At 38.8% G+C, this 25446-nt stretch carries 31 protein-coding genes, 1 tRNA gene, 2 pseudogenes and 1 riboswitch; of the genes and pseudogenes, 4 read left to right on the forward strand and 30 right to left on the reverse strand.

Features of this window, described 5'->3' with window-relative positions; translation table 11 throughout:
- Window positions 1–8: 8 nt before the first annotated feature.
- The 14 genes from MH215_RS10370 to MH215_RS10435 form a co-directional block, all read right to left on the reverse strand.
- Entirely contained in the window at window positions 9–662 is a 654-nt protein-coding gene (locus MH215_RS10370) for a hypothetical protein (protein ID WP_239290088.1), read from the reverse strand.
- 40 nt (window positions 663–702) lie between these two features.
- Window positions 703–1065, reverse strand: a complete 363-nt coding sequence (locus MH215_RS10375) for a cyclic-phosphate processing receiver domain-containing protein (RefSeq protein ID WP_239290089.1) — start codon at window positions 1063–1065, stop codon at window positions 703–705.
- A gap of 40 nt (window positions 1066–1105) precedes the next feature.
- A complete protein-coding gene (locus MH215_RS29210) occupies window positions 1106–1615 on the reverse strand; it encodes an excalibur calcium-binding domain-containing protein (protein WP_343224557.1) in 510 nt (169 codons plus the stop codon).
- Between the two features lie 91 nt (window positions 1616–1706).
- Window positions 1707–2546 carry a hypothetical protein gene (locus tag MH215_RS10385; protein ID WP_239290090.1) on the reverse strand — a complete coding sequence of 280 codons (840 nt, stop codon included), beginning with the start codon at window positions 2544–2546 and terminating at the stop codon, window positions 1707–1709.
- Between the two features lie 23 nt (window positions 2547–2569).
- On the reverse strand, window positions 2570–3163 hold the full coding sequence (locus MH215_RS10390) for a hypothetical protein (RefSeq protein ID WP_239290091.1): 594 nt from the start codon (window positions 3161–3163) through the stop codon (window positions 2570–2572).
- Between the two features lie 42 nt (window positions 3164–3205).
- Window positions 3206–3427: a hypothetical protein gene (locus MH215_RS10395; RefSeq protein ID WP_239290092.1), complete on the reverse strand. Its 222-nt coding sequence runs from the start codon at window positions 3425–3427 to the stop codon at window positions 3206–3208.
- Window positions 3427–4107 carry an AbiTii domain-containing protein gene (locus MH215_RS10400; protein ID WP_239290093.1) on the reverse strand — a complete coding sequence of 227 codons (681 nt, stop codon included), beginning with the start codon at window positions 4105–4107 and terminating at the stop codon, window positions 3427–3429. The genes MH215_RS10395 and MH215_RS10400 overlap by 1 nt, the downstream gene beginning before the upstream one ends.
- 41 nt (window positions 4108–4148) lie before the next feature.
- The gene (locus tag MH215_RS10405; protein ID WP_239290094.1) at window positions 4149–4577 is read right to left on the reverse strand and encodes a hypothetical protein; all 429 of its coding nucleotides are present in this window, start codon (window positions 4575–4577) and stop codon (window positions 4149–4151) included.
- Window positions 4578–4943: 366 nt separating this feature from the next.
- On the reverse strand, window positions 4944–5252 hold the full coding sequence (locus MH215_RS10410) for a hypothetical protein (protein ID WP_239290095.1): 309 nt from the start codon (window positions 5250–5252) through the stop codon (window positions 4944–4946).
- Between the two features lie 38 nt (window positions 5253–5290).
- A complete protein-coding gene (locus MH215_RS10415) occupies window positions 5291–5866 on the reverse strand; it encodes a hypothetical protein (protein ID WP_239290096.1) in 576 nt (191 codons plus the stop codon).
- Between the two features lie 1652 nt (window positions 5867–7518).
- Window positions 7519–7758 (reverse strand): hypothetical protein, encoded by a 240-nt coding sequence (locus MH215_RS10420; RefSeq protein WP_239290097.1) that lies wholly within the window; start codon window positions 7756–7758, stop codon window positions 7519–7521.
- Between the two features lie 95 nt (window positions 7759–7853).
- Complete coding sequence (locus tag MH215_RS10425; protein WP_239290098.1) at window positions 7854–8174, reverse strand: hypothetical protein; 321 nt, start codon at window positions 8172–8174, stop codon at window positions 7854–7856.
- Window positions 8175–8340: 166 nt separating this feature from the next.
- Window positions 8341–8772, reverse strand: coding sequence for a hypothetical protein (locus MH215_RS10430; RefSeq protein ID WP_239290099.1), 432 nt, complete (start codon window positions 8770–8772; stop codon window positions 8341–8343).
- Window positions 8773–8945: 173 nt separating this feature from the next.
- Entirely contained in the window at window positions 8946–9554 is a 609-nt protein-coding gene (locus tag MH215_RS10435) for an ArpU family phage packaging/lysis transcriptional regulator (protein WP_239290100.1), read from the reverse strand.
- A gap of 176 nt (window positions 9555–9730) precedes the next feature.
- Between MH215_RS10435 and MH215_RS29320 the strand changes: the two are divergent.
- A pseudogene (locus MH215_RS29320) lies at window positions 9731–9964 on the forward strand (helix-turn-helix domain-containing protein); the annotation flags it as partial.
- A gap of 167 nt (window positions 9965–10131) precedes the next feature.
- Here MH215_RS29320 and MH215_RS10445 read toward each other — a convergent pair.
- From MH215_RS10445 to MH215_RS10505, 13 genes and pseudogenes are all read right to left on the reverse strand, one after another.
- Window positions 10132–10548 (reverse strand): hypothetical protein, encoded by a 417-nt coding sequence (locus tag MH215_RS10445; RefSeq protein ID WP_239290102.1) that lies wholly within the window; start codon window positions 10546–10548, stop codon window positions 10132–10134.
- A 648-nt stretch (window positions 10549–11196) separates the two neighbouring features.
- A complete protein-coding gene (locus MH215_RS10450; RefSeq protein WP_239290103.1) occupies window positions 11197–12219 on the reverse strand; it encodes a phage lytic cycle repressor MrpR family protein in 1023 nt (340 codons plus the stop codon).
- Window positions 12212–13534: a DNA sulfur modification protein DndB gene (locus tag MH215_RS10455; RefSeq protein WP_239290104.1), complete on the reverse strand. Its 1323-nt coding sequence runs from the start codon at window positions 13532–13534 to the stop codon at window positions 12212–12214. Before MH215_RS10455 ends, MH215_RS10450 begins: the two co-directional genes overlap by 8 nt.
- Window positions 13535–13773: 239 nt before the next feature.
- Window positions 13774–14037, reverse strand: a complete 264-nt coding sequence (locus MH215_RS10460; protein ID WP_239290105.1) for a hypothetical protein — start codon at window positions 14035–14037, stop codon at window positions 13774–13776.
- Window positions 14038–14098: 61 nt separating this feature from the next.
- Window positions 14099–14278, reverse strand: coding sequence for a hypothetical protein (locus MH215_RS10465; RefSeq protein WP_239290106.1), 180 nt, complete (start codon window positions 14276–14278; stop codon window positions 14099–14101).
- Between the two features lie 16 nt (window positions 14279–14294).
- Window positions 14295–15206 (reverse strand): annotated as a pseudogene (locus tag MH215_RS10470) (TadA family conjugal transfer-associated ATPase); the annotation flags it as partial.
- Window positions 15206–16426: a P-loop NTPase family protein gene (locus MH215_RS10475; protein ID WP_239290107.1), complete on the reverse strand. Its 1221-nt coding sequence runs from the start codon at window positions 16424–16426 to the stop codon at window positions 15206–15208. The gene MH215_RS10475 and the pseudogene MH215_RS10470, both read right to left, overlap by 1 nt.
- Window positions 16427–16641: 215 nt before the next feature.
- The gene (locus MH215_RS10480; protein ID WP_056699563.1) at window positions 16642–17025 is read right to left on the reverse strand and encodes a VOC family protein; all 384 of its coding nucleotides are present in this window, start codon (window positions 17023–17025) and stop codon (window positions 16642–16644) included.
- 230 nt (window positions 17026–17255) lie between these two features.
- A complete protein-coding gene (locus tag MH215_RS10485; protein ID WP_239290108.1) occupies window positions 17256–18146 on the reverse strand; it encodes a DUF6612 family protein in 891 nt (296 codons plus the stop codon).
- Window positions 18147–18294: 148 nt separating this feature from the next.
- Window positions 18295–18723 carry a thiol-disulfide oxidoreductase DCC family protein gene (locus MH215_RS10490; protein ID WP_239290109.1) on the reverse strand — a complete coding sequence of 143 codons (429 nt, stop codon included), beginning with the start codon at window positions 18721–18723 and terminating at the stop codon, window positions 18295–18297.
- 207 nt (window positions 18724–18930) lie between these two features.
- Window positions 18931–19218: a hypothetical protein gene (locus MH215_RS10495; RefSeq protein ID WP_239290110.1), complete on the reverse strand. Its 288-nt coding sequence runs from the start codon at window positions 19216–19218 to the stop codon at window positions 18931–18933.
- Between the two features lie 152 nt (window positions 19219–19370).
- Window positions 19371–19616, reverse strand: a complete 246-nt coding sequence (locus MH215_RS10500; RefSeq protein WP_239290111.1) for a zinc ribbon domain-containing protein — start codon at window positions 19614–19616, stop codon at window positions 19371–19373.
- 233 nt (window positions 19617–19849) lie between these two features.
- Complete coding sequence (locus MH215_RS10505; protein ID WP_056699592.1) at window positions 19850–20269, reverse strand: organic hydroperoxide resistance protein; 420 nt, start codon at window positions 20267–20269, stop codon at window positions 19850–19852.
- Window positions 20270–20653: 384 nt separating this feature from the next.
- On the opposite strand from MH215_RS10505, the gene MH215_RS10510 reads away from it, so the two are divergent.
- A complete protein-coding gene (locus MH215_RS10510) occupies window positions 20654–21949 on the forward strand; it encodes an Nramp family divalent metal transporter (RefSeq protein ID WP_239290803.1) in 1296 nt (431 codons plus the stop codon).
- A 132-nt stretch (window positions 21950–22081) separates the two neighbouring features.
- On the opposite strand, the gene MH215_RS10515 is transcribed toward MH215_RS10510, so the two are convergent.
- Both MH215_RS10515 and MH215_RS10520 read right to left on the reverse strand, forming a co-directional pair.
- Window positions 22082–22765: an HAD family hydrolase gene (locus MH215_RS10515; protein ID WP_056699594.1), complete on the reverse strand. Its 684-nt coding sequence runs from the start codon at window positions 22763–22765 to the stop codon at window positions 22082–22084.
- Between the two features lie 166 nt (window positions 22766–22931).
- The gene (locus MH215_RS10520) at window positions 22932–23330 is read right to left on the reverse strand and encodes a hypothetical protein (protein WP_235540704.1); all 399 of its coding nucleotides are present in this window, start codon (window positions 23328–23330) and stop codon (window positions 22932–22934) included.
- Between the two features lie 115 nt (window positions 23331–23445).
- Window positions 23446–23622, reverse strand: a riboswitch (cyclic di-AMP (ydaO/yuaA leader).
- Window positions 23623–24013: 391 nt separating this feature from the next.
- Here MH215_RS10520 and MH215_RS10525 point away from each other — a divergent pair.
- Window positions 24014–24493, forward strand: coding sequence for a glutathione peroxidase (locus MH215_RS10525; RefSeq protein ID WP_145050530.1), 480 nt, complete (start codon window positions 24014–24016; stop codon window positions 24491–24493).
- A gap of 142 nt (window positions 24494–24635) precedes the next feature.
- Entirely contained in the window at window positions 24636–24911 is a 276-nt protein-coding gene (locus MH215_RS10530; protein ID WP_239290112.1) for a hypothetical protein, read from the forward strand.
- Between the two features lie 80 nt (window positions 24912–24991).
- Here MH215_RS10530 and MH215_RS10535 read toward each other — a convergent pair.
- Window positions 24992–25074, reverse strand: a tRNA-Leu gene (locus tag MH215_RS10535).
- Between the last annotated feature and the right edge of the window lie 372 nt (window positions 25075–25446).

Here is a 25446-nt window from a genome sequence, read left to right on the forward strand (position 1 = left end):
ATTTTATCTTATTCTTCTTTCACTGGATCATCTGGTGCGTATTTGAGAAAAATCTTATTCTTTTTACTCCATCGTCTATAAGTTAAATTTCCAAAGCGAGAACCTTTAATTCTATCAAGCAATCCTTTTACATTCCCATTATTATTGTGATCAATTTTGTCTATTTGATGATATAAAATTGTCCATGTTAAAATTGCATCATCCCAACTGACCTCATTCTGATCAAATACAATAACATACTTAGGTGGTTTTATTTTATTGTCCACTTTAGATAGCTTTTGTATCTCCGTTGTGATTCTTTGCTTATCAGTACCGCAAGCAGAAATCACTAAGAATAAGTCATTTTGATAATTCATTTTTAGAATTGGCTCTAAATGTTCAGCGACCTTTTTCCAATTCAACCTATCGGTGCCAAATTGTAATCCCGTGTTACTTCCATGGCAACTTAAATGAATACATAGCGGTTCTTCGGGGTCGTCATCACTTCCCTCATAAAAAGAAGAAATATATTTGCAGGTATCGCCAAGTTCTCTAGCGGATTTAACCAAAAACGAATACACGTTATGACCCATAGCATTACAAATGTATTCAAGCGGCTCTCTTTCTGAGCGACTATCAAGTAAATCTTTAGGATTTGGAGATTCAATTATAAAAACGCGCATTCAAACATCTCCCTTAGTTAAAATTTAACATGCCTTTCACTTAATCACCTGAATATCTATTCGCCGTAATAGGATAATGATAAATCTCAATGTCCTCTTCTATAAATCCTCGTCGTTGAGCTGCTAACAGAGTCTCATACATGTTCTGTCTTCCAACAGGGTTATCTGTGTGTATGTATATCTTATCTGCCCTCAATCCGTGTTCACAGAAGTACTTCACCAAGTCATATCCATTGGGCAACTCATTGCCATCTACATCCTCGCCCAGATCATGGTCTAATGTTAGAATAGCCACCTCTTTGGTCTCTAGGATATGTATTGCTTCATAGTATGTACGAGCAACCACAAAGCCTTCAGGACAGTCTCTGAGGTCATCTACGTAAAGGTTGATCTTGTCTGTCATGGTCGCACATCCTTCCTCGTGAAACACATCTTTTACTGAATCACTCACAAGCTATTCCATCATTGTCCCTGTCTAAACCTCTTCTATAACCCGACTGATTTTCATATATAGGTGTTACTCCAGCTTTTCTCGCCTCAGAGCAGTTACTATAATAGACATTGTCACTTTGGACGGGGCCTTTTTCATCTTTTAGAACCACAAAATTATTAGGTAGGAACAACAATGCAATAACAGCTACCAATACTGGATACAACCCAAGATATGACACCCACTCGGAGGGAGAGTCTCTATGTGACCTTTCACCAATCTTGAAGTCGAGTACCAAGTACATCAAGTAAGATATTGTAGCAATTACACAGATACTACCTATAAAGTATTTTTCGTTGACAATACACAAAACAGAAAAATATAACAAGCCCACTGTTAGGTATATCGGGAACGCAATATGCGCCCATTTTGCACCATATGAATTCATCGAACTAATAAATATTACAAAGAGGCCAATTAAAAATATAAACACCATATAAAGAACCCCTTTAACTAATGTCATCTTCAATTTTTGCTAACTTCATTTCTTATTGTGATCCAATGTCTAACCCTTGTAATTCAGGATGTAAAATAGCCATTTTTATCGACACAATCTATTTAAACAAGCTGCCTGTAAGAAAGCCCAACCCCATTTGTGAAACAGCTCCAGTGATCCAACTATGTTTTTCCATTAACTCAGAAAACTTCGATAAAGAACCTTTTTTTACTTTTTCAGAGTCTTCAAAGAATTCTTTAATTTCCTCAATCATGTCTCTTAATACTTCTTTGTCTTCACCTCCATGTTCTTCAATAAGCTGATTAACCTTTTCGAAATTGAAAACATTCTCAATATGCGCATTTCCTTGTGTACCTATATTCGAACCGTACACCGTTCCAATATTAAAATGCATTGCAGAAGATCTCTGTAAATCTATTGTAGATTCCTTTCTAACTTTAGCTTGGTAATGTGCTGGTATGTCCAGAAATCTGTCATAGAATCCTCTATCCAATACAATGTATGTCTCAGTAAGTCCATTTGGTAATAGTCGTAGAATTTTATCTCCTTCTTCTACGGGCAAGCTACCATCTTCAATTACAACCTCATCAGGCCCAATAACAACTTCAACGTTCTCGAACTTCTTCCCATTCAATTTTACTATAGTTACATTTTCATACTCATTTTCTCTTAACATAGTATATCGCCCTCCAACAATTTTTTTTATGTAACTTTCACCTTTCTCAGTCAAAACGGAGTTGTAATAGTAAATTGTATCTCCAGCATAATAAGGTTTTGTAAGGTAGCCTTCACTTACTAAAAAAGCAACCTGTACCTCAAATTCTTTCCAGTCAAACCCAAGATTCAGTCGTTCTAATCCTTTAGCATCTATGCCTTTGAATAATTCTCCTTTACTTGTTTCACTAAGAATGATATACCTTATCTTTTCATTATTCATTTTCACCACATCCTTTAAAACAGTCATTTGATTACCATTCGGAAAGTCTTTTTTCCAACTGACCAATCTATATCAGAAACAAAAGAATTAGTAAGTTTCATAGTACTTAGAGCTTGACTAGGGGTCTGATGTCCAACATTTCTCAAGTTTTCGCCAAGGAAGTCCATCACTCTAGAACCGTCTCCGACATTCTCACTACACAAAAAGGTAACAGCAACTTGGTCATCTTTTGGTAGATAGTGCTCTACTGCTCCGTTAATAGAACTGATCGAATAAACTTCAACCTCATCCTTTTCATTTAGCCCTCCGAACAGTAGAGATACTTTGTATCTCAATGGATCGACCAAATAAGCCTCTTTAAGTTTGTAGCGATCAAATAGTTGTTGAAATGCTTGAAGCCATAAATCAAAATCATAAGTTTTTACCTCAGTGATATCATTTAAGACAATATCACACATGTCCTTTCCTCCAGCGTATGCAATAAATGCTCGATTGTCATAATTTATAAACTTCTGTAAATCCTCTTGTTTTACTTCCTTTGTTTCTTGATCTACGACTCTTCCATCAGACATAACGCAACAATATTTCTCTTTCGCAATAACTGTAACTAAGCTCACTTTCTATTCCTCACTTCTTCATAAAATAGTTATTTCAAACAATTAGAACAAACCCTCAATAAAATCAATTACATACTTCCAAAAAGAAAATAGCAAAAAAATACCTGTAGCCATTGAGATAATAATAGATAAAAGAATTGGATGCCTCTGTGCGAATGAATTTGCCCGATGATTGTTTTTACTGTTTTCATCCGTATTTATATTAATTTGATGACCAATTGAAGAATTCTTTATTTTGTTATTATCTCCGATTTTGATCTTCATTACTTCCCACCTCTAAAAAGTTTTCCAATCCCAGAGCCTTTAATTTTGTTTTTGTCTCCAATTTCTATTTTACCCTCATAGATAATTTGGCCTATGTTGTTAACAATCTGCTCTTTATACTCATCACTCTGAATTTGAGACTTAATATCCAGATCATCTAAATTTTCAAACCTTTTTTCAAGTTCCATGATTACATCTAAAAGTTTTGACTTTACTTTAAATACAATACCAGTTAAGAGATTTGAAGGAATTGAAACATGCATACTTGCAATTTGCAAATGTGGTTTTGAGATATAGTGGCAATCATATGTGGATATTTGTTTACCATAGCTACCCTCTTTGTCGCTGCTTGATATAGCCTGTAAAGTTGATACACTATCATACAGATGTACTGTCTTTATATCTTCTACTTGTTGAGATGTCAATAAAGACTCGATCGGAACTTGAGACTTGGTATATTGAACTCTACCATTAACAATAAAAGTTCCCATTGGAACTCCAGTTAACACTCTGTACTCAGGTAATTCGACTCCTTCTGAGTACCCTTCAAGTTCCCCATTAATCCATTCCATAATAGCTATGCTTTCTAAATCTGATAGAATAATTTTCAGCCTTAAAAGTATATTTTCCAATGTTATTGTCCCACTAACCAAATCTTTTAGTAATTGACTTCTGCTCATTCAAAACTCACGTCTCCATTTCATATGAAATAAACCTTCCATCAACTCACTTCTAAATGTAAAGTAATCCAACTACCATCAATCTTATAGCCAAAATGCCTATATATTGCGATAAGATCATTTCTTGATATTCCATTAGGAAATAATTCGCCTTCAATTATGTGCATCTTTACAGATCTTAACTCCATTTCGAAGGCGATTTCTTCAATTTGCGGCAACACTTCGAGAAAAAAGTCATGCAATAGTCTTCCATGTCTAACACCTTGGTTTTGCACTTTAAAATCCGTAATATAAATTTTTCCATCATAATAGTAGTTGAATATTAAATATCCAACATCATGAAATTGTTCATTCTGAATCGTTAGCCTAAAAGGACGCACCATTCCTTGTCTTAGCTCAGAGATATCACATGAGAGTTTGACCGCTTCTTTATTTCTATCAAGAGCATTTTTTCGAATGTGATAATACATAAGTTCAACTCCGATTTCTTTCAATTCGCACGAAATGTAACTTCAAATAAAAGTATTATTTCACTTAGATAAATAATGGTAAAACTGTGCATACTACACCTACATAACTACCACAATTATACAACAACAAGTTACCATCTACTATGTTTGAAGAAAACTATACAAATAGGAATAGACTCATCCACATGGACAAGTCATACGATACACATTTTCATCGTCATAATTACAGTCGAGTCGTGGAGTTTGGTAACAGTAATCGCAGAGAGGAAGTATTCAGTGGTGGTCAACTTGACTACTACTCATTCTATCCTTAAGATTTCAATGTGAGCTATATAAAAGAAAAAGCACCCATAAGGATGCTAATCATCAACCGAAACTAAAATTGGTATTCTCTACTGATTTCACTGCTGATGAACGATAAAGTATGTTGCTCTCTGTATTTCTTCCAATAGAGAAACAATCAACTGAAAGGATGAATCCCATCACACCAACCTTTCCATCAACTGTTGTTAACCGGGAAGCTTCTTTACCTTCGCTCCCATCAATTGAATTAGAGTAAACTTGACGTAAGTAGTATGATTCCTTTGGATCATCTGAATCATTCTTATATCCGTTTAATACAGTGTCATTCTCAATTGTAATACTGGAATCATCCAAGAAAGTTATCACTATCATATCTCCACCTCCTTCCGTTAGAAAACGAATGGACTTTATTACTTGCTTTCCATTATTTTAATTTGTTTCTCTACCTCTTCTAATAGTGGCCTAGCTGCGGTAATAATGTATTGGACTGATTCATCAATAATAGACGCTATTTCCTTATTTACAAACTCGTCTGATAGTTCTTTATATTTTTCCAAGTTGTAATTGTTACTAGCATACCTACTCTCGTCTAGTAAGGCTAATTGTTTTGGCGCGAACTGCATAGGGATCGTGTCAATAGCTGTGTTTAATGATTCATATCCTCTTAAATATTCCCATAATCCACTCAACATGTCTTTATGATTATCTACATTAAATAACGGACTGTTTACAATCAATTTTCCTGTTAACGATTCTTTGGTGTAGTACTTTTTCTTTTCGTTGTAGTGTCTAATTACAGTTTCCAACTCATGACTAAGCATATGTAACAACTTGATACGCTGATTCTGTTCATCTTTCTTCTCTTTCTTATCTGCTCTCATGTTAGCAAGCCACCAACCTATAAGTACTGCAATCAAAGGCATTATAACGCTTCCTATTACATTGTTTTTCCACATAGTCTCTATCCAATCAAATACCCAACCCACTACCTACATCACTCCTTATGCTTAATAGGAATATTATACTACTAAGTACACTGTATAGTGATAATGATATATTCTAATTTGACAGACCATCATATTTACCGTTCGTTGTCTCGGCTGAATGAACCTACCCTAATTTCGTGCTAGTTGATTTAGACATGGTAAATCGCCGTATCCAAAAGTCGAGATTCACGACATTAGAATTCAATTGTAACGATTCGTTATATTTGAACTTACAGGTGATTCGCCATTGAGTTTCACTGACGGAATATTTCCGCTGGTTGTCTTTGTATTACTCAGTTCTATTATAAATGATCGCTGTCGACCAAATCGACCGCCAATATGGAAATTATTTGCCATGTCCTTAAAGGACGTCACAAATTAGTGTAACGGAATTTTCCGTTCAACATTGGTCATAACGCAAATCTGCTGTCCGATATAAATACAGTTTGTGTTGTCAACTTTGCCTAGTCAACTCAGGTACAATGTGTACTCGACTTTTTATCTTTGAAGTTAGAAAGCGTAAAATTCCGTTTTCAGATTAATGATGTGGTTTCAACCTACAGCATTCTAAACTCCTCATCGGACAATTCTGTCGCACGAGAATCCAATTACACCCAGTTCCCTCAAGGAACCAAGTTATAGTAACTATATTGTCTAACTAAACACAAAGGTTTTCACCCGCGTGGGGGGAAAGACAAGGTGGATAACTTTCCACTTCGTGATTAAGGTTGTGGACTATCATATGGTCGACATCAAAGATATGATCAAAGCCAAGTAGGGGTTCCTTCTATTGGGAGATACCCTAAGTTTAGCTTAGGTCACGAATCCACCGTGGACTACTTGTTCATGGTCAATCAATGCAACGAGGGAGTTTAAGTGTCCCGTCATTGTTCACTGAGGGAGAATTAACGTTTTCCTTCAAAGGAAATCATTCACTCTAGGATGTAATGTCTGATATATCATTGCGAGGATAGCTTCGATATGATTTAACGCAACGCATGTTCATAATGGACACTCGTGTTCAAGTTGGATACAACGTCCAAAAACTACCGTCAATTTGACGAAGGCTCAACTTTGAGAATACCTTAACCAGTTACCTTCAAACTGAAGGAGACTGTGAATGTTCGTGTATTTGCCTATTCACACGTCTAAGTGGTACATAATCCAATGTGCACAAAAATGTGCATATTGAGAACACGAACATTAACAAAGATATCAGTCTAATTTCATTCACTTTTCATATATATTTGTCGCATATTTTAACGAATCTCAATGTAGACAAAATTGTCTATAATGAAAAGACGAACAAAAAAGGACAGTGCAATTTTGCGCTCTCCTCATATGTAACATTCAATTTTCATCATTCTTTTCTGCTTTCTGATCAATGTTAACTCTTCTCGTATCTGCAAACGCTGTTCAATTGTTATATCTAATCTTGATCCTTCAGCAACCAAATGACTATACCTTGACTCAATTATTACAGGCTTAAGCTTATGTTTGCGTTGTTTATTTGGCTTGATACGATTAGCTCTGCGTTTACTACTAGGTGACCGATACGGAATTTCCGTATGATTCAGGCTCATAATCGTTTCAAACAAACTCTCTCTGCCATACATCGAATTTCGTTCTCCTTCCCTTAAGTCAATTACATACTAAATTACGATACTGTTAGCTATAAGATAGAATTCAACAACAACGCTCTCAAAATGTTCAGCTATCTTATTGGCGAAATGGTCATAATACTGATCACTTTCCAAATATCTCACCAATCTTTGAGACTTTTCTTCTCCAATATCAGGCGCAGACGCAACAACCATTTTGATAACTGCATCCCAAGCATTGTCTATTAAACAGCAAAACTTGTAGTCATCAAACTTATTCAATACCTTCATACTCAATTCCTTGTTCAGTTCAGGTAGATCAAATAATCCCTCAATACGATTAACAATTGGTTGTGTTTGATTAGCAATATTTCATTCCATATCTATCATCCCTTCAGTTCTTCTGGAAGTGGTCTAAGTACTTCACGTAACAAATCAGCAAACAATGATTCTATTTCACTTAGTTCACTACTGAATGGCTGTGACAGCTTCGCATCAATGATATTGATCATAGTGACATATCTGATGTCTGTTTCTTTAGCTCTTTCCATCATTCCAATGATCATGGCAACATCTAATCCATACTTTTTAAAATATCTTTCAATGGTTTCACGAGTACGCCGATAGTGATCATAGTTCCAAGCTGCCTTTTCATCTGAAGGTAAATTGTCAAAATCTGATTCAAATGATTGTATTTTATCGCTCACGGTGCTACCCCCTTAATCAAGTTGAAATCAAAAATTTTATCAGGAAAACCATTTATTTAAATTGTTATATGAATTATGAAAATCTCATTACAGTACAATGTTACAAATTTCGTTTTATATTAATCTCCCGACAGAGAGTCGATCTAGTTCCTGTCACGTCGCCTTATTAAGTGTACAATCGTTCCAGCACATCATTGAGATGTATGTTACTCTCCATTCGCTTCAGTTTGATTATATCGTTGACATCTATACCCCATTGCTGAATTCGTTCAATATGAGCTAGAACAACACTATGGAGGAAGTAGTTACGTAGAGCCTGTAGCGGATTAAGCATATACATGTCCAAAAATGCATCATCCGACATTGGATTGGATTGAAGCTGCTCATCTCTCATCTCATCAAGCAAAGCGTGAATATTTGAACCAGATGGACTATAAGGGATTCGCATCATAAAATCGTAGCGTAACTCATCTGTAGTAAGCACAGCTTTGAGGTTGGCTATCAATCTATGAGCTTTAGGGTTAATCTTCAATTTGGTAATGATCGATTCAAGCGTTAAAGATTTAGGTTTAATAGAAGGAATAATTACGATTGCCATATGCATCAGTCTCCTTGGTGTTTAATTTTGTTCTATAGGTCATTGCAACAGATTTCAACGATATCCAAGAACCGTTATGAGTAAGTAAACATAGCTGTCGATTAATCAATTTGCCATGTCTATACATTTGCATTTCTCCCCTCTGCTCCGCAAAATTTTGCACACCTTACAATTTATAGTTGTAAGATACCACGCTCTTGAAATAAAATTGCAAGTTTATAAAATGCAGATGCACGAATCTTCATGAATGTATCCTTTGAAATTGGTGGGTCAATCATAAAATTGTAAACCTGATAATCCTTTATGTATTCACTCACCATAAACTTATAGGTAATCAAATCCTTTTCTTCGTCAGCCAATAAATTTACAGCAGACTCAACATCACGTTGGTATTGCTCTCTATCTGGATTAGAGACAGTACATTTACATATCACGTACTGTTTGAAAATTTCACTCATGACTGAAGATATTGCTTTGACATCAATTTCAGGCAACACTTTCTTTATTACCATATCAACACACCTTTCTATAATAGGATTGACTACCGGAAATTTTCCGGGAGGTTGTTTATTAGTTGTTACACAAATAATAGTTACAGTACAACGTTGCTGATTTAATTCGCTTTTAGAAATCAACCTCGATATGTTAACAAAAATAGCTACAGCCCTCGGCATCACAGATATATCTGAGTTGATCCAGTTTGAAGAAGTATCGGATACAGATGAACATGAGCCTACATCCCATTGATGTGGTTTTTTTCTTACCCAAAATAGATATAACATGAAATAAAACATTAACCTTCAAAAATATGAAGATACAAAGTTTTGTATCTAAAAACAAATATAATCTAATATTTTAACCATGTCAAATCTAAAAGTTTGTACCTAATAGTTTATTTACTCCAAACTATTGATATAATAGTTACATAGTACTTATTTCAGCATTAGTGAGGTATGCCATGTTAGATAGTATAGGGAAAAGAGTTCGCTTTCTACGCATGAAGAAAATGAAGACAGTTAATGATCTTGTCAATGAAATCAAGATACCTGTGTACAACCAATATGGAGAAATCGCATCATACAAACAGGTGACAAAAGGAACTATTGGCAATCTAGAAAATGATAGAAATGATCCCAATATCCACTTAATTATTGCTATATCAGAGTATTTCGATGTATCTGTAGATTGGATTTTGAAAGGGAAAGAACACGAGGGTCAGAAACTTGGCGATCCAAGCAGAGAAGAGTTACAATTTGTTCTTGATAATACAAAACAGGAGATTATCCAAGAACTTGAAGAGAAAATCAGAGAAATAAAAAGTAAGTATTAAAAAGACCCTAAATTAATAGGGTCAAATTTTTATGCGTGTTTATCAGCGAATGTACTAATAGTCCATTGAATAATTGGATCTTCAATAAGTATATGTACCGCACCTTCTTTAGCCATTACTAACTGCAGCTCTGCTCCCAACATATTCCCAATGATTGAGTTATTGTCGGCTGCTGTAAAATACATTGGCAATCCTTTTGCTAAGGTTAATAGTGCATTTCGATTTGCTTTTGCATTTAAGTTTACAGTGAATGTTCTAGGCTTGTTCTCCATAGTATATTTTGCAGTGATATTAAACACGAGAGTTTGTGCCTCATGCAGTGTTAACATATCGTAGAACGTTTCATACTCATCTGCAACATTCGCTCCTTTTAACTCTTCTACGCCAGATACCACAATTATGTTAGTATTCGGCATAGTTTCAAAGACTCCTATTTTTCTAACCATAGTCTCACCTCCTAATTATTCTATAGGAATATAATACCATGTACATTTAACTAATCACAACTCCACATCAGAGGAATGATCAGTATTAAATACTCTAAATATTATTGGGCAAATGGTAACGTTCTAGCGCTTATTGGAGCTGTACTATATGTGATTGATAATGATATGAGCTATGTATTGGCTATAACGGCTGTATCATTCACTATCCTTGCTGTAGGGTTGTTTGTATTGATTAAAGAATAGATAATTCAACCAACATTCAAAAATCAATCTTAGACATGGTAGATTAGCTTTGCGAAGCCACCTGTAAATACTGTGTATACATGTCTAAAGTCTAAATTATAGTAATACTTATTAAGGGTGATTTTCTCCAAGAGGATTTCCCTGTCTATCTTGGATGATTTCCCGATAAGAGTTTTCAATAGGTTACCCGATATTTTCGTGGAAGCTTCTCGTCAATTTGACGATCAGGTGTGTGTACAGTGAGTACACAGTTAAACTTATCAAACTGGTTATATTCGTAGTGTGTAAAAGGGGACGAAATTTCGTCCTAAGTATATTCTGACTGTGCAAAGTTGCGTAGTGAACAGGTTGACGTGACGTAAACCAGTTACAGGGTGACACCAAGTGCCACCCCATGCGATCAAATTATTCCAATCCATATACTAATTCAAGGTTCTCCATGTTCAAGAAATCCTTTTTCAATCTAGCGTAAACATAACCTCCATCACGTGTACGTCCTACATTGTAACGTTCGCAAATAGAAAAATATTCCTCTTTGCCAAGTTTCCCGCTTTCCTGATGCAATTCATACGCCATATATAACATTCCACTGTTTCTGATATTTGTAGGTGTTAAAGTTGGAACTTGATACAGCTCTGATATCTTCTTTATTCTTCTATTGATCAATGCAGAAGCTGCTGGTACGTTACCCTCAACACCTGTACGTGCATCAGCCGCACCACGAACTATGTAGTCCGTTTTAGTAAGATAGTTTTTATTGTTTCTCATGCCTTCAAACTCTAATCCATTATTCTTGAAATTGACCTCTTCATTGTTGGCAATTCTCATAATGTTATAAAGTTTGTTTGAGATGGGTATCACTCTTGATTCTTTACTGCCATCTGATGTTTCATTGAATAATTCAACTTCATAACTCAACGGATCGCTATTAACTTCTCTTACTCTCTCCATTTTAAGGGTCAAAAGTTCACTGTATTGTCTGCCGTATATGCCTTGAAATATTCCGAGTATGGCAAGTTTATCTTGATGATTTATGCACTCATCCACCCAGTGCATGATGTCATCGTGAGAGAATAATGTAGGCTCACTTGTATCTAAAAATTGCTTATAAAACTCACCTGATGCCACAGCATCTAAAGGATTGATATTGTCTATTCTAAGATCTTGTGCAACTGCCCATCTTATATAATTTTGTATTATGATTCCTGTAGCAGTTATTGTTGTCATCTTTGTGGACTTCAACAAGAGCAACACCTGTTTAATCTCGCCCAAGTTAAAATCATATAGATCACGACCTAATTTAGCTTCAATACTCGAAGCTCTCTTGAGTACACGTCCATATGAGATTCTCGCTGCTTGACTCTGATTTTTCAAATATCGTTCTTTCACGGCTGAATTGTAGAAGGACTCATCATAGATTTTATTCACACTGTACACCTCTAAATATAGAGTCAAAATACTTGATAAGATCCTCACGTATACGCTTGTTTCCGGTTAATGTCTTCTTTTCATTCAGTAGATTTAATAGTTTTCCATCTTCTAGATTAATGCTATCAATATATTGAGATAATTTCTGTAAAGGAATCTTTTTCTCATAAATGTAATGAGCTAGAACGATATATCCTATAAACATTAGAGGGTGACTCATAATGTGACTTCCTCGTAGTTTTACATTGGTTGAAAACTTATCTGGATAGCTTCCTACTAAATAAACTACGAATTCTATTAAGTAATCCGATACTTGAAGCACATCAAATTGCCTTTCCAATTTGAAAACTTTATCTATAGCGTAAGAAAGGATATCAAACGTTGTAAGTTCTCCAACTAAATAACTTACTTTGTTAGATGATGCAATCTGTTTCCCGATTTCAGACTTACGTTGCATATTTGCCACTACTTTATCAGACAATCTCTCCTGAGCTAATTCTTCTCTTCTTTCTTTCTTCAACACGTTAACTGTATTAATCTGACCAAAGTATCTTTGAGCTGTATCATGGTCATACGATCTTATTGATAGAATTAATTCTAAGTCCAAGTGTGGATTGACTTGTAGCGCAACCACGCCACCCTGTAAGCGATGGAAACCATCAAGGATGGATATAACAACTCCATCGTTTATTGTCAGTGTATTAGACTCCTCGTTGTACGTGACAGGGTCTACTTCACTTGAGAATACATTAAGAGTGATCATATCTTCAAAATAACTGTTGGAAGCCATTTTATCAGCAATCCTTTTAACACTGGCCTTGTTTACAATAGGAGTCCTAACTATACCTCCTGATTTGTTTGTCTTATAGTTGACTCCACGTTGTGTTTCATCGTCATAAATAATTAACTGGCTGTCGTACAACTTGACTAAAGTTTGAATTGAGATCTTAGTGATATAACTATCAAATTTAATCTTTGTACATTCCTCAAAATGGATAGGTAGAGTGATCCTTTCTTGAACTGATTGACTAAGAACAATCTCCGCTTCTTTAATTTCTCGCTTACCGAAATACCTATCTGGGTTGAATATTTTATCCTCTGTTACTTCATATAGAGCTTTGGTCAGGCCATAAAGCATTGGAATATCTAAATTGGAAACTGACTCCACATTAGATATTATTGAATTTATCTCTTCAACTGGAACATTTAATTCGATTAATTGAACCTGTAATTGGTGCTTCACTTTTTTAGTTTTAAGAGCTATTTCAAGATGAGTCAAAAGAATTTGTTCAATTTCTAATCTATCTGTCTTCATATGTATCTTCACTCCTTAAATACAGTATAGCACCCGCCAAAGTGATTTTAAACGTAAAGATACATATGGGGTATCGCCAAATGATACCACTGAAGAGCAACTTTTGCATTTCCTAAATCCGGAACCACAGCGTCACCAAGAGACACGATTACGGGAGGCCTAGATTGTCCATGCTATAGTTTTAGGAGTTGGGCGACATGGGTATGGGACAGAACAAAAAAACAGCCACATAAGGCTGTCTAGGCTGTCTGATATCGTTTTATTTCCATCATACAATACATCGAAAATGCAAGTACAACTCCTGCAATTACTATATTGGTTGGATCTATTGCTATACGTTGTAACTGACTAAAGAAATCATATCCCATTGTTCTAATTTGCCCGATGCTGGAATTGGTGTATTCTATCACAGGATTAATTTTAAAGAGTGCTGTAAACAACAAAAATATAGCTGCTCCACTAGATAAGCCTGACATGACAATAAACAAATTGCGATATCCCAAATTCACATTTCTCCCTCTATATTGTAATAGGGATATTATACCATGTATACGAACTTACTTTCTACTCTAACCAAAACACACACGATTCCCTTACATAATAATTCCCGTTAACCTTAACTGCATATTCATTGTGAGATGTTATCACTCCCTCTTCCTTCTCACCAGTAAACAATACAACTATAGGACGTTTAAAGTTTATATATCGTTCAAAATCCCCTGTAGTAGCAAGCATTTTCTTCATTTCAATTACTCCTCTCGTTACTCATACCCATTTTTATAGACGTACTATGCAACATATCTAGCGCCTCCGCGCCCCGAACCTCACCAATAACAATACGATTGGGTCTCATCCGTAAGGAAGACTTGATTAGATCCCGGATCGATATCTCACCCTTACCTTCGGTGTTGGCATTACGTGTCTCCATAGAAACGAGGTTAGGTACAGTCACAATCTGTAGCTCTGCCGAATCCTCAATCGTAATAATCCGCTCATCAGCGGGAATGAACTGAGATAATGCATTGAGGAACGTGGTTTTCCCTGAACCCGTACCGCCCCCGATAAAAATATTGTGCTTACTACGTACCAACTGTTGTAATAATTCAGCCGCCTCTTCATGTAGGGCGCCCTTATGAATCAGATCCAACATCGTCAGCGGCTCACTCGGAAATTTACGAATTGTCATCGTAGGCCCCTTCAAGGCAATGGGCGGCAATACGATATTGACACGTGAACCATCCTTAAGCCTGGCATCAACGATTGGAGAAGATTCGTTAACAATTCGGTTCACCCCAGACACGATCATCTGAATAATATCCTCTAGCCGTTCCTTGGATTCGAATTCAAGTGTAATCCGGCTAACTTCACCTGCTTGCTCTACAAATATCTCCCTATGGCTATTAATCATAATCTCCGTGATATCGGGATGATCCACAAGCGGCTGTAATATATCTAGCCCACGGAAGGAGTCAAACAACCGCTGTACCAACGTATGTCGCTCACCAGATGTCAGGTCATGCAGGTTCGGATCAGAGAGCACTTTCCGCTCAATTCCCTGCCATAACTCCTCGTCTCCTGCAGATGAAGTCAGATCTAGCCCAGCCCTTACTTCCTGGCGCATATGCTGGAACAATTCTTCCCGGTTCAGATCATTGAGGGATGAGTCTGTCATTAGCCTCCTCCCATTCCCTGGTGAATTCGACCTGTCTGCGTTAGCTCTTCCTCCCCATTCTGGATCAGCAGTGCGCACAGTCTTTTCACTTCTCGCTGAAAGATTGGTGAGCTAAGCAGTACTTCCTCCTGACTAATCTGCCTCCAGGATGGAATATATGGCAATACGGCATCCAGATGCAGATCAGGTCTTGGCGTCGCATTCACAACACTATCCCGATACTTGTTCACGACGAATCGTGCACGATCCATTACACTATCAATCCAGTTCGGCTTCACCCGTTCAGCGTACTGTATCCATTGCCCCCAGCGATGCATCGCTGCAATATCATCCTCTACGAGCCATACGAATGTATCTGCTGTTTCGATGATCCCTTCACTGCGTCCATCCCAACCTGAATCTCCATCTAGAATAATGACATCGTATTGTCCACATTGGATCAGGTGTTGAATGAGATTAGCTGTATCCTCCTTGGACATTTGCAACAACTCTTTGCGATTGGATAGAGGCCAGAATACATCGGACTTCAATCCCTCATGACGGAGCACATAATGATCTACACCTTTGGACTGTGATTGGGATTTTACTGCTTTTCCTGTTTCTTTCCGGCTGACCTTCAGATCATATAACAGTCGAGACAACCCCGTTTCGGCATCAGGCTGACGCTGTAGGCCTCGAGTTAGACCCTTCTCAAGGAAGGGTTGCGTACTGTCTAATGTCTCCAGATTAAGGTAGAGCACAGCATATCCAGCGAGTCCTAACTGTTTCGCCATATGCAGAGCAACTGCTGTCTTCCCACTTCCACCTGAAGCAGATATGACTCCAATGGAAAGGGTGTCCTGGCCGGGTCGATGCGCTTTCTTACGACGTGGCTGACGGCATGCATTCATTACCGCATCTAGCAAAGAGGGCAGAGGTTGATATTTCATCAACTGTTTATCTTCATACACCTCATCATTCCCCTCACTTAGCATTAACCATGGGATCCCCGAGGTGTCCCCACCATTACTGAGCCAAGCGTTCAACAGTTCCGGCTCCGCAATGACCAGATCGGGTATCTCTCGCTCCCCCTGTTCATGCATATGCTCTCTGAATAGCTCCCATTGTGAAAATGCTGTGAATCGCAAACCAGAGCCTGATGAGCTCCCCTGCACAAAATCTAACCAGGCGCTGATATACTCTCGATCTTTTGAAGCAAGCACTACTTTCAGAACAATCAATGTACTCCCCTCCCCGCAAAAAAAGCACAAAAAAGCACCGTCCAATGACTGCATGAGCATGCAGCATATGGACGGTGCTTCCGTCACGTGCTATGAATGTATGAATAATATATCATACAATTTGTGGAGGATCAAGAGATTTATACAAATGATCCTATGGCCTAATTCACCTTAACCTCATGCACTCGTTGTAGACATCTATCCGATGATCCATATTAGGAATTATACAATGCGCCAAATTCAATAATGTTACGATCCGGATCAAGCACAAAAATCTGTGCAAAGCCAGCCACACTATCTGGTCTCGCTTCGTATTCAATGCCTTGCTTCGTGAGCCAGTCTATGGTTTCCTGATAGCTTGTAACCCAGATGGCAAAATGCCCATCTGTCGTATCAATCCCCGCTTCACGCAGCGTATGCCCTTCTGGATGCTGCAGCAAATGCAGCTGCTGACTTCCAATGGCGTACCATATACCTGTAGAGCGAAAAGGCGGACGTTCAATCTCCTGCATCTGTAGCAGTCCAGAGTAGAATTGCTTCGCAATCTCCAGATCACGTACAGCCAGACTGACATGATGTAAATGTGCATATTGAATCATTTCTGAATCCCCTCTCTTGAGATACTGTCCAAGCTATTTCACGTTAAACGTTTACATAAATTCTACTATACTTTCCTGATTCATGACCAGGAAAGATGGACATAAACAAAAAGCATGTCTTGCACAGATGAGTGCAAACATAATGTTTACACACCGAACTGTGTTAAGACATGCTTTTGATTTACAATCGTATAGTTTAGAGATTACTCACCAATTCGCATTGAGCTAGATTACTTCGCGCTATCTAATGCTTCTTGTGGAACTTTAATCTCTTCTACTTGGTCATGGTTGGAGAAGGTCGAGTTCATCTTCATATCCATGGTTACTTTTTGTCCATTCTGCTCCATCTCCATTACCATAGTTACATCGGTAGCTGCAGGCAGATATGTCTCTTTGTTAACCATATACTTCATCTTCATGCTCGTAATGTTCATTTGCTCCAGCATCGCTTGAGTCTGAGCATCTGATCCATTTTGCTCCATGACGGATTTGGCTAATTCTTTCACATTATCACCCGATACGTCAGCGTTGATCACATAATTGTCGCCCTCTTCTGTAATCTTCGTATCTTCAGCGATTTTTTTGAATTGCTCCAGTTCCGCTTCCGGATTCATACTTGCTTGCATCTGTTCGATCAGTTCCTTGGTTTGATCTTCTGGAATCGTAACCCACTGATCGCCAACTTGTGAATAGATATTATCTGAAGTAATATATTGCTTCACATTCTGTGCTTCCTGCCCAGCCATTTCGACCTTCATCTCTTGATAGATCATCATTGGATCTTTGATGATATCCATCTTCAGTGAGGTTTTAACCTCTTGATCCTGGGACTGTTCGCCAGCCTCAAGTTTCAAAACTTGGTCGATATTTGCGTCTGTTGTGAAGCTCTTCATCGCTTTGGTTGCTTCATTTGTTTTGTTAATTAATTCGTCGAGCGTAGGGATTGCTGCCGTCTCCTGTTGTTCAGTTGCGGTACCTTCGTTCGTTGCTTCATTGGTTGCTTCATTGGTTGATTCGTTGTTTGCTGGCGGCGTTGCAGCACTGTTATCTGTATCGTTTCCGCATGCAGCCAAGCTGATTGATAATAACGCCCCGATAATTAATGTAGTCCACTTCTTCAAGTTGATTTCCTCCCAAAATAAATATAATCCTTATTTATTACCCAGTTTTTCCCGTTATTAATCATGAAAAGATTTTCGGCTGAATTCCATATTCGATGCTGATGATGCCCACAGGCATCATTCGTAATCAAAAGCAATTTTTTTTAAACTACATTTCTAAAAAACGCTCTTTGATCTCTGGTGTCGGCAACATACAAGCCTCATCCTTACCAAACCACTTATAACGATTACGAGCAACCAGATTATATACAGCATTACGTATGAATTTGGGAACAATGATTAACCCGTATAACAATGGGTATGGGAAGGCGAGGCCTTTGGCTAAGCGAAGTGCCGCCGTAGAACGCGTATAATAAACGCCATCTTCAATAAGTACAAATGTATCCATTTGATCTGGCGAAAGATTGCCCTTCCGCAGTAACTCCTTCGCAATATCGGACTGCAAAGATGCAAAATGATATTTACCTTCCGGATCACGCTTAATAATCCATTTAGTAATGCCCTGGCAGAAATGGCATACGCCGTCCACGAGCACAATGGGGTGTCCTTGATGCTGTTCGATGTCATTAGCTGTCATAATGCAGGCCTCCTAAAGTTGTTGCTATCAGATTACTTACCCATTTTAGACTATGTTCAACTAGAGCATGCCCTAAATTGAGCAACACTGAATCATACTAATAAACACAGCACACTCCGAAGTAGGAATGAAAAATAGAAAAAGAGCGTAGGCTCGGTGCCTACGCTCATATCTGTCTGGGCTATTCACCCGAAATCAGACGAAATATTATTTAGTTACTTCAGCAAGTCCTTTGTCCACCCATTGCTCATCAATCATTTGATGATGCAGATCTTCTGACCACTGATCCATACATTTACAAATGAAATCTTTGCGGCATACTGGACAAGGTGTTTTTTGCAGACGACTGATATGAGTCAACTTCCATTCTGGGGAACGGGAGTAGAACACACGACAATGTGTACCATCTTCGAGTTTTACTGTAAACTCATACAATCCGTCTTTTTCATTTTGGCTAGCTACTTGCAATTGTGCAATTTTCGGTCTATAAGACATGGATATCACCTGTCAATTCAAATTTGGTTCATGCAATGATACTTCTCAGTACTAAGTCATATTAAAGAAATTTCAGGCTCATGTCAACTCAAGTAGCTACGCCTGAACTGGAATATTCCGGAATACTTACCTACAATCAACCTTTTGTGATCTTATCCTCCAAACAAAATATCCAGAATCGTCCCTACCTGTCCTTGTTTTTTTCCCTTTAGCACATCCGGGTTAAACACCTCTACATACCCACAGGAAGTACACGTGATGAACAAATAATGATTATGCTGAATATCAAATACTTTGCTTAAACCCGCCCCCGACATCGACACTTCCTTAATATCACAATCGGTTCCTCGGCACTTTGAACATACAAACCGACGTTCGATCATCTCTTCAATACTCATTTTTTGCGTTCCCCCTTTTTTAGGATAGCTCACATGAAATAAGAGTATAATTTATGTAAAAGAGTACGCTCCTGACCCTACAATCTCCTGCACCATCCGTTAATTTAATTAGGAGGTTATTCAGAAAGGTTCTGAAATTGAAAACCCTGCCGATTACCAGCAGGGCTTGTCTTATGCAACAGATATCAAGGTTATCTGTTTCTATGGATCAATTCTTTTCCTATAAGTAGTGGTTATACTACATTCAATACAACGTCAATATTGCCACGAGTTGCTTTGGAGTATGGGCAGAAATCATGAGCTTTGCGAGCGAGATCCTCTGCTTGACTATGATCCACTCCCGGCATACTTACATCGAGACGAACAGACAGTTGGAATCCATCATCCGCAGGGTCTTTACCAATGGATACATTACTTGTTACAACTACGTTCTCCAGCTTCACACCTGCTTTGCGCGCTACGTTAGCTAGTGCACTCTCATAACATGCCCCATATCCGGCTGCAAAGAGTTGTTCAGGGTTCGTTCCCTCACCACCGGAGCCACCTAGTTCTTTAGGCATTTTCAGATCATGCTGAAGTACGCCGTCCGAAGAAGTTACTGAGCCTGTACGTCCACCTTTAACCGTTGCTGTTGCTGTATATAAAGCTTCCATTAGAATCTCTCCTTCACTTTGTTTTTTTGTTGCCTACAATTCATTTTAAACTTCTGGCTCATTTTGAAACGCATGTTGGATTCATATTCAGCTTGTACATCTTTTTCATTTTCATGCAGATAACGCTCAGAGGCTGTATTTTTTTGATCAATGGGTAATATACAGAGGAGCTTGATAAAGATATCGTCTTATTTTTGTGCCCGCACATAAAAGTTGCACTAGACAAAAATTATTGAAGGAGTACAATGTAAGAATAAACATAAAAATTTAGATATATCACATATCGCATATTGTCACATTATTATTTCAAAGTCAGGTGATTATTGTATGAGTAAAAGAAATCCATTTAACACTCCTTCCAGAGAATCGTTATCCACGGCTGGGATGGCTCCTTCCCTCGGGGAAGCTCACAGCTCCATGAAGGTTCCTCAGAACGCAGCTTGGTGGAAAAAGTTCCTCGCGTTTGTTGGCCCGGGCTACTTGGTAGCTGTCGGATATATGGACCCCGGCAACTGGGCAACAGATATCGCAGGTGGTTCACAGTTTGGTTATACACTACTGTCCGTTATTCTCATCTCGAATCTGATGGCTGTTGTACTGCAATCACTCGCGGGTAAGCTCGGGATCGTCACAGGACGCGATCTGGCTCAAGCCTGTCGTGAACGCTTCAGTATGCCGGTGGTTATTATGCTCTGGGTACTCTGCGAACTTGCTATTGCAGCCACCGATCTAGCGGAAGTTATTGGTTCCGCTATTGCCTTGAAGCTGCTCTTCAACATTCCGATGTTATACGGCGTTATCATTACAGCTGTGGACGTACTATTGATCTTAGTGTTACAGAATAAAGGCTTCCGGGCGCTTGAAACCCTTGTAATTGTACTTATGGCGACCATTGCCCTTTGTTTCGGTATTGATCTATTTTTGGCAAAACCCGATATGGGCGGGGTGCTTCACGGTTTTGTACCTAGCACTGAAATTCTACAGAATCCGGCTATGCTCTACATCGCGATTGGTATTATTGGAGCTACCGTCATGCCGCATAACTTGTATCTGCATTCCTCCATTGTGCAGACACGTCAGATCGAACAGACACCGCAGGGTAAAAAAGAAGCCATTCGTTATACAACGATGGATTCCACGATTGCACTTACACTCGCGCTGTTCATCAACGCAGCGATTTTGATCGTATCTGCGGCAGTATTCCATAGTGCCGGCATGACACAGGTTGCCGAGATTGCAGATGCTTACCATCTGCTCACACCCCTGCTCGGTACCACTGTTGCAAGTGTTCTGTTCGGCGTTGCTCTATTGGCATCAGGTCAGAACTCGACACTTACTGGCACTCTGGCCGGACAGATTGTTATGGAAGGGTTCCTCAACATTCGAATTCCTGCATGGTTGCGGCGTCTAGTCACTCGCCTGATTGCAATCATTCCTGCCGTCATTGTGACCGCTATTGCAGGAGAGCATGGAACAGAGGAACTTCTGATCCTAAGCCAAGTTGTACTTTCCTTACAACTTCCTTTTGCGGTTATTCCGCTGGTCATGTTTACAAGTGATAAGAAGAGTATGGGTGCATTCGCTAACAAACTGTGGTTGAAAATTACGTCATGGATCATTGCTGCAGTCATCGTTGTCCTGAATGTGTACCTCATTATTCAGACCATTGCTCTGTTTTAATTCTAAAAAAAGCCGACTCATCCAAAGTGAAATGTTCACTTGAAATGGGTCGGCTCTTTTTTAAACCTTTCCCAGAACGATATGCTCCAGTAGGGTCATCAGCTACAAATTTTATTTTGGAGTATATATCTCCTAGTCTTGATCTGGTAAAAGCAAAGGAAGAAGCTGCTCTAGATTATCAATTGTCCAATCCGGGTGATCCTGATCTTCAAGCTCAGGCTGGAACCGTCCATACCCCTGTAAAATGCGTATCGTTCGCATGCCAAGCTTCTTCGCCGGAACGATGTCATTATCGATGCGATCTCCGATCATCACCGCTTCCTCCGCCTTGCATCCCGCCTGCTTCAATGCCACTGCATACAGTTCACGATCAGGCTTGGACACTCCTTCTTCAGCGGAACAGGCGAGCACATTCACATACTTACGCAAACCGTAACGTTCTAGCCGTTCCTCCGTACCCGGACTCTGATTAGCAATGATGCCAATTCGATAATATCGTGACAGTGATTTCAGCACTGAACCTGCGCACGCATAAGGTTGCTCAAGCTCTTTACGAAACTTCAATTTAGCCTGAATCTGTTCTCTATGCTGTTCATCGCTAATCAACGTACGTATCGCCACTTTCATTGGCCACGCCTCGTAGTTTCGGTAACAGGTGACAAATATCTCCCGTACAGTCTCGATCTGCACCGGATATCCAAGCGCACAGGCTTCTCTCACGAACTGACCGATAATATCGTCTACAGGCTCCCATTCGTCCACTAGCGTATCTCCTACATCGAAGAACAACCATTTTAACCCACGTACATCCGGCACATCAATTCCTCCTTATCTTGCTGCACCCCTGAACAATAAAAAAAGAAGACCCACTTCATGCATGAGTCTCCTCAAAATTCCGTTTACCCTTTTGTTCATAAGTATAATGATCTATTAGTCCAATTATATCAGGCACCTGACAAGGGAGCAATCATCGGTTGCAGCATCAACCGTTAAGCAGGAAGCCCACTTCTCCGTTTAATGAATAGACAATCCGATCGGCCCCCATGCCACGATAAATTCCTTTTGGATGGCTCTGTTCTGTAATTACACACAGTGACTTGGATGTCCATGAACGACAGATCTGCAAATAACGGCAGGTCAAGTTCAGACTATTCTCAAAAATAAAAACATTGCCTACACTACTCTGAGGCAAGAACCATTTCTCAGCTGCAGCCGTATTCATGCGAATGACATGCTCTACCCCGAACTTCCGGAGTTTCCGCTCTTCCCCTGCACTGTTGGTCAGAACGGCAAACGGCATTTTTTTGTACATCAATAGTTTGATAAATTTGCGCCCCGCTTCGTTCGGAGCAGTTACTAAAATCATCTCATTATCCATCATTCGTTCCTCCCTTAGCGTGAAAAGACAACAAAAAAGAAGCGTGGGGGACCAAGGCCTCCCGGACGCTTCTTAAAGAATCCATGGCAAAAACACCATGAACCAGCGTACGGCTTGTTGCCTCTCCCTTTAACGCTTACGAGGTTAGCTGACGGATTCGGGCGCGAGAGTCGCCCTATTTCCGGCTGTTACCGGAAAATTCACCCCATGGATCCATACCGTCCTAGAACAGCGCATCCTGTTGGTTCCCCCGTTTTCCACCCATGAATGAATGGAAACTCAGCGATTAAAACATCGTTCTTACATCATGACTGATTAGATCGATATTATCGTTTGTTTCGTTTTTTCATGTACAATAGAAATTAAATTAGAAATTACGATATGAATCATACACCGAGGTCATGTTGATGTAAAGTGTACATAGATCACCGAATCGACTGATTTATGCCGTTTCAACCCAATGATATCGCTTACAACATATTTTTGCTTCATACATCTCCCCAAAGCTCTCTAATTCTCGTGATCACAGAAATCTTCTACCTATTCGTCCATAAGAAGACCAATTCAAGCTCAAAAAGTACTAAAACTATAATTATCCAATATTAGTTTTGCATTATTTAATTGCAACCAATATAATAGATATATACAAAATAGGATTAATCCATTCGATATAGGAGGCGATTTTTATGACCGTTTATGAATACAAAGTTAATACGCTTCGAGGCCAAGAACAAGAAATGTCTCAATACCGGAACAAAGTACTGCTTATTGTGAATACAGCTAGTAAGTGTGGATTGACACCACAATTCGAAGGGCTGCAAGAGCTGTACAATAAATTCAAAGATCGTAATTTTGAAGTTCTCGGATTCCCGAGCAATCAGTTTGCACAGGAAAAAGGCTCATCCGATGATATTGCTGAGTTCTGCCAAATGAACTATGGTGTAAGCTTCCCTATGTTTGAGAAAATCGATGTCAACGGATCGAACGCTCATCCCCTGTTCCAACATCTCACCAAAGAGGCTCCAGGTCTGCTCGGCTCCAAAGCAATCAAATGGAATTTCACTAAATTCCTCGTGGATCAGGACGGACGTGTCGTAAAGCGTTACGCACCCAAAACAACTCCTGATCAGATTGAAGCTGACATCGAGAAATTATTAAAAAAATAAATTGAACAACCAACAGCCATCTCACTGGAGACCCCAGCATTAAGCAGGAACTCTCTGGTCGGTGGCTTTTTTTGCACTCAAGAGCTTATTTTGGCATGAGAGCTTATGATATACATTAGAGTGTTCTGTTGAGAGGAGTGATGTGGTATGCAAAAAGTACTTACTGCAATGGTTCGGAGAAAGGGTTCAAGATCATCGTAGAGCACTAGATCCTCTGCGAATTCGAAATTCGGGAGGAACTAAGGATGAACATCGATTTACAACCTGTGACTTTTCTAATGGTACAAGGATTATGATTGCACATCGATCAGACAATCAGATCGCCGGGACGTTATATGAATCGTTAGGATTCATGCAAGTAAGTAGAGAGCTTATTGATGGCGAAATCATACGTTTACTTCAAATCGGTCAGGCTTAATGAAGTTAGAATAAAATAAAAACGTTAGAAACAAAAAAGAAGCTTCCGAGTTCGGAAGCTTCTTCTGTCTTGCATTATGATGCGGTCGAGAGGACTCGAACCTCCACGGGCATAAGCCCACTACCCCCTCAAGATAGCGTGTCTGCCATTCCACCACGACCGCATGTCGTAAATTATCGGCAACAAAATTGATTATACCGGGTTTCATTATAAAAGTAAAGCATTTTTTAAATTCAGCTGTCTTATACGATAGTTCCCCCTCTAACTGCATGAATCGTCATATTTCCACAGCAGTTGCATATCCTTGAGTTTGAACTATTTTTGTAGTTCCTTTACCCTTGATAAGCTTCAATGAGCAACCCAATGGAATAACCACTAATATTACATTTACTATTTCTCTTTCAATGACAAGATTATCACCACACACTCCAATACATAACTTGTTGAGTGATTATAACTAACACATTAAGAAATTAGCGCAAAATAAACAAGATTTAATTGACAAAAAGCGGATAATTATGTGATTATATATATC

Origin of the sequence: Paenibacillus sp. ACRSA (genome assembly GCF_022346845.1) — a bacterium.
Taxonomy (GTDB): Bacteria; Bacillota; Bacilli; order Paenibacillales; family Paenibacillaceae; genus Paenibacillus.

Coding starts and splice junctions, on each gene's coding strand:
- MH215_RS10370 (WP_239290088.1), bottom strand. CDS start 662: ATGCGCGTTTTTATAATTGAATCTCCAAATCCTAAAGATTTACTTGAT.
- MH215_RS10375 (WP_239290089.1), bottom strand. CDS start 1,065: ATGACAGACAAGATCAACCTTTACGTAGATGACCTCAGAGACTGTCCT.
- MH215_RS29210 (WP_343224557.1), bottom strand. CDS start 1,615: ATGACATTAGTTAAAGGGGTTCTTTATATGGTGTTTATATTTTTAATT.
- MH215_RS10385 (WP_239290090.1), bottom strand. CDS start 2,546: ATGAATAATGAAAAGATAAGGTATATCATTCTTAGTGAAACAAGTAAA.
- MH215_RS10395 (WP_239290092.1), bottom strand. CDS start 3,427: ATGAAGATCAAAATCGGAGATAATAACAAAATAAAGAATTCTTCAATT.
- MH215_RS10400 (WP_239290093.1), bottom strand. CDS start 4,107: ATGAGCAGAAGTCAATTACTAAAAGATTTGGTTAGTGGGACAATAACA.
- MH215_RS10405 (WP_239290094.1), bottom strand. CDS start 4,577: ATGTATTATCACATTCGAAAAAATGCTCTTGATAGAAATAAAGAAGCG.
- MH215_RS10410 (WP_239290095.1), bottom strand. CDS start 5,252: ATGATAGTGATAACTTTCTTGGATGATTCCAGTATTACAATTGAGAAT.
- MH215_RS10420 (WP_239290097.1), bottom strand. CDS start 7,758: ATGAAGGTATTGAATAAGTTTGATGACTACAAGTTTTGCTGTTTAATA.
- MH215_RS10430 (WP_239290099.1), bottom strand. CDS start 8,772: ATGGCAATCGTAATTATTCCTTCTATTAAACCTAAATCTTTAACGCTT.
- MH215_RS10435 (WP_239290100.1), bottom strand. CDS start 9,554: ATGTTATATCTATTTTGGGTAAGAAAAAAACCACATCAATGGGATGTA.
- MH215_RS10445 (WP_239290102.1), bottom strand. CDS start 10,548: ATGGTTAGAAAAATAGGAGTCTTTGAAACTATGCCGAATACTAACATA.
- MH215_RS10455 (WP_239290104.1), bottom strand. CDS start 13,534: ATGAAGACAGATAGATTAGAAATTGAACAAATTCTTTTGACTCATCTT.
- MH215_RS10465 (WP_239290106.1), bottom strand. CDS start 14,278: ATGAAGAAAATGCTTGCTACTACAGGGGATTTTGAACGATATATAAAC.
- MH215_RS10480 (WP_056699563.1), bottom strand. CDS start 17,025: ATGATTCAATATGCACATTTACATCATGTCAGTCTGGCTGTACGTGAT.
- MH215_RS10490 (WP_239290109.1), bottom strand. CDS start 18,723: ATGACAGCTAATGACATCGAACAGCATCAAGGACACCCCATTGTGCTC.
- MH215_RS10495 (WP_239290110.1), bottom strand. CDS start 19,218: ATGTCTTATAGACCGAAAATTGCACAATTGCAAGTAGCTAGCCAAAAT.
- MH215_RS10500 (WP_239290111.1), bottom strand. CDS start 19,616: ATGAGTATTGAAGAGATGATCGAACGTCGGTTTGTATGTTCAAAGTGC.
- MH215_RS10505 (WP_056699592.1), bottom strand. CDS start 20,269: ATGGAAGCTTTATATACAGCAACAGCAACGGTTAAAGGTGGACGTACA.
- MH215_RS10510 (WP_239290803.1), top strand. CDS start 20,654: ATGGCTCCTTCCCTCGGGGAAGCTCACAGCTCCATGAAGGTTCCTCAG.
- MH215_RS10520 (WP_235540704.1), bottom strand. CDS start 23,330: ATGATGGATAATGAGATGATTTTAGTAACTGCTCCGAACGAAGCGGGG.
- MH215_RS10525 (WP_145050530.1), top strand. CDS start 24,014: ATGACCGTTTATGAATACAAAGTTAATACGCTTCGAGGCCAAGAACAA.